Origin of the sequence: Nostoc sp. (assembly GCF_036919555.1) — a bacterium.
Lineage (GTDB): Bacteria > Cyanobacteriota > Cyanobacteriia > Cyanobacteriales > Nostocaceae > Nostoc.
Map to the genome: position 1 here is coordinate 23,756 of NZ_JBALCS010000113.1, position 6,424 is coordinate 30,179.

Sequence of the window (6,424 nt, forward strand, 5' to 3'; positions counted from 1 at the left end):
CTAAACAAGAACTGGACAGCACAAAACTCTGCCAAAAAAAGCTAAATTGTTTTTGTAAATACACTCCTCAAACCCTCACACCCAATTGAATTAGACAAGCAATTGCAAACTGCTTACACCACAAGTATTTCTGCTTTTCAAGCATGCTATTCATGACTCTAAATATTTGCTATGACTTCCCCAGTCTTGCTGATGTCATAGCCACCAAGAATTTGTAATTGCGATCGCACTAGCCGATTTCCTAAGATATTGATAAACTGCTGTACTGGTGCTTCTTGCAAGTATTCCTTGAGAATCACCAAGTCGTATCGCGCACTATGAAGGGGAATAAATCCCAAACCAAAGGTAGCAGCTATAGATGCTGTACTGATACCTGCATCAGCGATTCCTGAGGCTACACATAAGCCAACATCTTGATGGTTGTGAACGATATGGTCAAATCTTTTGACAGCCTCGAATGGCACTCGTTCTTCAAGGAGTTTCCGTTCTAAAAGCATTCGATTGCCAGAACCCACTTCATGAGTGACAACAGTTGCTCCAAATTCTACTAAGTCGGAAACTGTTTTAACTCCCATTGGGTTTCCTGGTGGGACTAACAATCCCTCTTGCCAAACTCCAAGGGTGATTAAAACTGCACTCCTACCAGGTAAAGCTTCCCGCACAAAGGGAATGTTATGTTCCCCAGTTTGGGGATCATATAAGTGCATCCCTGCAATGTGAACTTCACCTTGGCATAGACTACGCAATGCAGGCTTGCTATGGGCGAAACGATAATGAACTCGCAGTTTTGGATGCCAGCGTTCAGTTGCTCTTGCTAAGACCGAAAGCACGGGTGTACAACCAGCAATCACAACTGTATTATGCAGTTTGTCCATATCATCCAGAAGCCTAACCAGGACTTTATTTGTACCTGTCTGGCTCTGTGCTTCACCCTCCGAATGACGCTCGTTCTTCTCTACAAGAGGCTGCGCGTAGCTTGCTTCCCCGCAGGGGTACGCTAACGCTGCGCTATCACTGAGGCTAATGGCAGTTTGCTGATTCACTGCAACTACCTCACCATCAGATGGAATCATTTCGATGCGAAAAGCATCTCTGTTTAATAGGGGATAAGCTATCCATCGATCCCCAATCCGCGCTAGACTAACTTGTGATTGCCGTAGGTTAGGGGTCGAACCGACAAGAATCGCCTCAATTTTGGGTAAATCCTCCTCTCCTAGCCAGAATAAGTCCTCAACTTGGCAATCAAGCGCCTTAGCTAAACGCAAGGAAATACTAACAGAAGGAGCACATTGTCCCGTTTCCACAGCACCAATAGTCTGACGGGTGACGCCAGCTATATTAGCCAGTTCTTGCTGACTCATGCCCAGACGATTCCTAATTGCCTTTAGGTTATTGCAAATATTCATATCCTGTTTCATGAGGCTGTATCTCTGTTGTTACAAAAAGCCGTAGCGGACACATTTAATCTGACTTAACAAAGGGTGTAGGGGAAAGCCAGATTTTCATGACTGATGGTGAAATTTTTCATGATTGACTGCCTAAGTAATAGCAAGGTTTTCTATAGGCCTCCTATTTGATTTTTGAAAAAACTCAGTACACCTTTCCTTTATTCTTTCTTGTCCGTCCCCTATCTCTATAAGTGATTCAGGAATGAAATCGGATTGCTATAGTGTGTGCCTTTTCTGCTGGAAGTCCTGTTAATGCTTTTGTAATTTTGTATACATATTATTGTCAAAATACTTGCCAGATTTTTATTTTTGCGCTTATTCAAGTAATTACTTGACTTTTTGTTAGTTTATTACTATTTTTTTCCCTTTTTTGCAAGCATACCATACACATCGCCAAAATAATTGCGAAAAAATAAAAAGTTTTGTCTTGCATTTTCTTAGTGAGACTTAGATAAAAACTAGCCAGAAAAAAGCCTCAAATGTATATACAGAGAGACTTTGACATCGATTTGTCTAGTTTCTTGATATATCTGGGTTTCAAGCATTTTTGAGCCTTTGGTGTATTTTCCTTGCTCTGTATGGGTTTAAGGCTTGTTTCTGCCCAAAAAATGTTTAAGTCCCATTAGCAATAGTGTATTTATAAATACAGAAAATTTTTTGATTGTGTCGTGTGTATGAACGATTTTAAGCCTAAATATTTTCGTGCAACGTACCCGTACCTACATGTTAAGCATCAGATTTTTATTAGCGATCGCATTTGGAAAATTGATTGCTGATGTGTTTCGTCCAAATAAGAATTTGTAGTTATTATCTTAAATATGGTTATTTGCCGATGCAGGCGCACAACGCTTGCAGCCTTGAGGCGAGCGCATAATTCACACTTGGATTCAGCAAAGCCCAGACAAAATTCTTATGCGAATGGTGAATTTAAGATATTCTTGTTTATGGTTTTCGGATAAACTAATAGGCAGATGCTACAGACTAGCTATTTGGTTGTAGGTAGAGGACACATTGGCTTAGCGACAGCTGTCTATTTGAGTAATCAAGGCTATAGTGTTTACCTTTTCTCTCGTCGTTGTTCCATTCTTGCCCAGACAAAAACCATTCACTCAATTGGAGCAGTTTCTCCCGGAAGTTATCCAGTTGCAGCTTGTTCTAATAACATTTATGAATTAGTGGCACTAAATGGTGGTAGACTACCACAGAACGTGGTAATCTGTTGTCGCGGTCAAGACATTGAACCCTATGCCAGGATTCTAGCTGAATATATCAATCCTCAAATGAACATTCTGGTTTTCTGTGCTAGTCGCTTTGCAGGTCGGGTTTTTTGTAAGGTACTCCAGAGACTAGGAATAGCTAAGGAGCAGTTGCCTGCCGTGGCTGATGTCAACAATACTCCGTTCGTTAGTCGCGGTAATACGGAGGATCAAATCAGGATTAGCACGCTTACCAACAAGTTCTTTGTGGCAGCTCAGAACCGAACCATGACAGATCGGATTGTGACCGCTTACCAAGCTGTGTTTAGTAATTTATGGGCTGCTGCTTCGGTTTTAGAAATTAATCTCAATAAAGTTAATGACATTATCCACCTTCCTCTGCTTCTGGTTTCATTAGCTAGATGGGAATCTGGTGAGGATTACAACCTCTATCATAACCTTGGTTCCCGTACTGTTGGACTCATTGACCACCTAGATCGCGATCGCATAGCAGTGGGTGAAGCACTGGGAATCCTCAACTTAATTGATATCAAAAGCCACTATCAAATCGCATACGGAACCACCGGATCATCCCTTTATGAACATATGCAGCAGGTTGTAGCTTACTCCAGTACGACGCTGTGTAACCCTCATCACCGCTATTTGGTTGAGGATCTGCCTTATGGCTGTTTTCCCCTACAAGTTTTAGCTCGCCTCGCTGGAGTGGAAACACCATTTCTGGACAGTTGCATCACAATAGGAAATAAGTTCCTTGACATACCTCTGGAGTGGACTGCTGAGTTTCTGGAATTGAATCGGCATCAGATCAGTCAAGAACTTTAGCCTGCTAGAAAAAATCTTTCTTAGTATTGTAGAAATTGGTAGAATTGGCTACCTCATAATCTCCTTGAAGGGTTGAAAAGTCATGATGGCTCAAAAGAATGGCAATGGCAACATCCCTCGTACTTTGTGATACTTTCAGTCTCTCTTCCAAATAAATCTGCCAAGAAACTTCCATATCACTTTCGAGAATTGGCTTTTTAATTGCTGTAATAACACCATCCTGCTTTGGATGAATCGAGGAAGCACTGTACTTCCACTCATTCCTATCCTTGAGAATGATGTCAGGGGAATCACCAATCTGTAATTGAAGATGTAACTCGTTTAGACGTACCCCCTGATATATGTCAAACATTCTTGATACAAGCCCTCCAGGGGAGCGTGTAGCTACTCCCATCAGAATCGGTTCTTCGCTACCATCTTGTAGGAATAAATCAATATTGAGTACAGCATTTTTGGGGTAACTATGTTCTAAACTTTGTAACGTATCAATGGAAAATTGCCAAAGTTTCTGAAATTCTGGATCTTCTTCTCTAACAACAATATTGCCGATTTGATGACCATAAATGAACTCATCATTAGGTCGATAGTGCTTGCAAGCAGCAAAATAACAAGGTTGACCATTTTTCATGACAACACTTGTATTGTATAGTTGACCTCTAATGAATTCATTGAATTCAAATTCTTCATCTGAATCTACATTGCTGTCACACCAAGCTTTCAAATCATCAACAGTATGAATTCTTCTAGTTTTTTCACTTCCTGATCTGATAACTGGTTTGATAAAGATGTGATTACCTAGTTCTTCTAGAAGAAACTTTAAGTATGAAACTGGTTCTTTACGGTATTGGTGTTGAGCAAAAATCAGATACTTTGGCACCCGAATCAGAGAATTTTTTAGGGCAGATTTGAGGTAACTCTTATCGGTAAACTGGCGGATCATCCTTGGGCGATCGCCTACCAGATTTAGAGCTTCACGCAACTGTGCAGCTAACTGCACCGAATACTCATCATTGGTAACAATCCGATAGTTGTTATCCAAAAGTTTATAATCAGTCTTAATCTGTTGATAGGTTTGAAGCAGATTTTGCAAATTATAAGGTTCTACAATCCGCACAAGATCCAAGTGCTGATACTGGGAGGGTATAACCTTACTGAGTCCTTCCCTACTACAGAGTAAAACCAGATTTCTCTTATCTGATCGGATATGCCTAAAATCAGTTTTGCTGGGAAGCATATCATGCAGTACAAAGACAGTCTGCTTATTGCTATCTATCTTACTACTGTCCAAGGCAACGGGATTTGCCTCCTCGCGGAGCATTTCTTGTACCAACTGGAGAATTTCCTGTGAACATCCCCATGACAGAGTTACTCCTGACCCTCCATGTCCGTAATTATAAAATACGTGTGTGTTTAAAACCCTTTCCACACAAACATTTTCCTCTGTCAATGGTCGTAAACCAGTCCTAACAGGCTCCTTCTCATCTAGGGGGAGTTCTCTTAATTCCTGTAAAAACTCCAAACAGCCATCATACATCTGTCGGATAATTGGAACCTCAAGAGATAAGTCTGTACTCCATTGGTCTTGCTGCGTTAATCCTCCCAAGACCACCAAATCATCCCCTTTAGGAACTATGTAAACGATGTCTTGCTCATTTGCAGAAGATTCTTCGTGGGAAATACAATGAGCCTCTGTCACAACTTTCCCCAGATTCTTAACCCTGACAAGCGCGCCCCTCAAGGGATACATAGAAGTATCCCCTGTAGTTGCGATCGAACCTAGTCCAGCACAGTTAACAATTGCCTTTGCATTAAAACGACGAAGTAGTTCCTGTTCATTTTGAACCACATTGACAGTGATTTTTTCCTGGATAATCTCACATCCAATATCCTTTACGTATTGAAGTAACCACTTCATGTAGACATCAGTATTTGTCGCTGGAGCCATGTGTTTATAGGCATCCTTTATACCTCCTTTAAAACTTAAATCAATAGTTTCTTTGACAATCTGTAAGCCTCTTTCAAATCCATCAACCTTATCCTTTAACTCATTCATTTTGCGAAGGTCAGCAGGTCGATTTTCCAAAACATCCTTGAAATAGAAATACGCATCCCTCAAATAAATTCCTGTTTCTTCTGAACCAAACTCTGCGTGTATTTTCTTGAATTTATTATAGGTAGTCATGCACCACTCTTTAGAGCGTTCCAGGGATCTGGGAGCACCATGACTACCACAGACTGCCGGTGGCCATTCCCACAATGCACCTGCCACAATAGAGGTTAAATCTGGGGCAAAACGATCTGCAACAATCACAACCCTAAAACCTGCCTCTCTCAGACAGATAGCGGTTGTTAGACCACTTACTCCCGCCCCAATTACTAAAATGTTCAGATCATTGTCCGGCAATCGGTTGCTCATTAAAGATTCTCTCGATTTTTTTGCACTACAAAACAAAAGCATTAGCTTGTCCATTAATAATATTAATTCAGTCACTTTTGGTTTGTTATAGGGTTAATAAATTCTTAGCCTTTGACATTTGCTATGAGTATTATTTAGCAATAATTTTAAGTTAATAACTAAACAGGATTACTAATGGGAAAAATGAGTGGCGATTAAAAAAAGCTCTGAGGGCATAAGCTGTAGATACGTATACACAGCACCATTAAGAGCAGGGCTATTTCATTCTAAAAAGTTGTTTGAGTGTGTCTAGTCAAAACGAACATAGTCGTTGACCTTGAGCCATATTTTAAAAACTTAGATCGCGATACGAATTGAGAGTAAAGTTACGAGCAATAGCGAAAATCTGGAGTAAAAATTTTTATCGATTGATTTCAATCTAAAATTGCATATATAGCAACCGCCAAGGTGGTTTGGGCATAAACTAGAAGTAGTCCCTTTCGTTATCCTGCAAAACGCGATCGCTGTAAATATGCCCAAAC

General features: G+C 40.5%; 3 protein-coding genes. 1 reads left to right on the forward strand and 2 read right to left on the reverse strand.

Annotated features, from left to right (window positions below; translation table 11 throughout):
* Positions 1–158 precede the first annotated feature (158 nt).
* Positions 159–1,418 (reverse strand): substrate-binding domain-containing protein, encoded by a 1,260-nt coding sequence (locus V7K36_RS31235; RefSeq protein WP_335121638.1) that lies wholly within the window; start codon positions 1,416–1,418, stop codon positions 159–161.
* A 1,001-nt stretch (positions 1,419–2,419) separates the two neighbouring features.
* On the opposite strand from V7K36_RS31235, the gene V7K36_RS31240 reads away from it, so the two are divergent.
* Positions 2,420–3,487, forward strand: a complete 1,068-nt coding sequence (locus V7K36_RS31240) for an NAD/NADP octopine/nopaline dehydrogenase family protein (protein ID WP_335121640.1) — start codon at positions 2,420–2,422, stop codon at positions 3,485–3,487.
* A gap of 4 nt (positions 3,488–3,491) precedes the next feature.
* Here V7K36_RS31240 and V7K36_RS31245 read toward each other — a convergent pair whose 3' ends face one another.
* A complete protein-coding gene (locus V7K36_RS31245) occupies positions 3,492–5,903 on the reverse strand; it encodes an FAD-dependent oxidoreductase (RefSeq protein WP_335121642.1) in 2,412 nt (803 codons plus the stop codon).
* Positions 5,904–6,424: the final 521 nt, after the last annotated feature.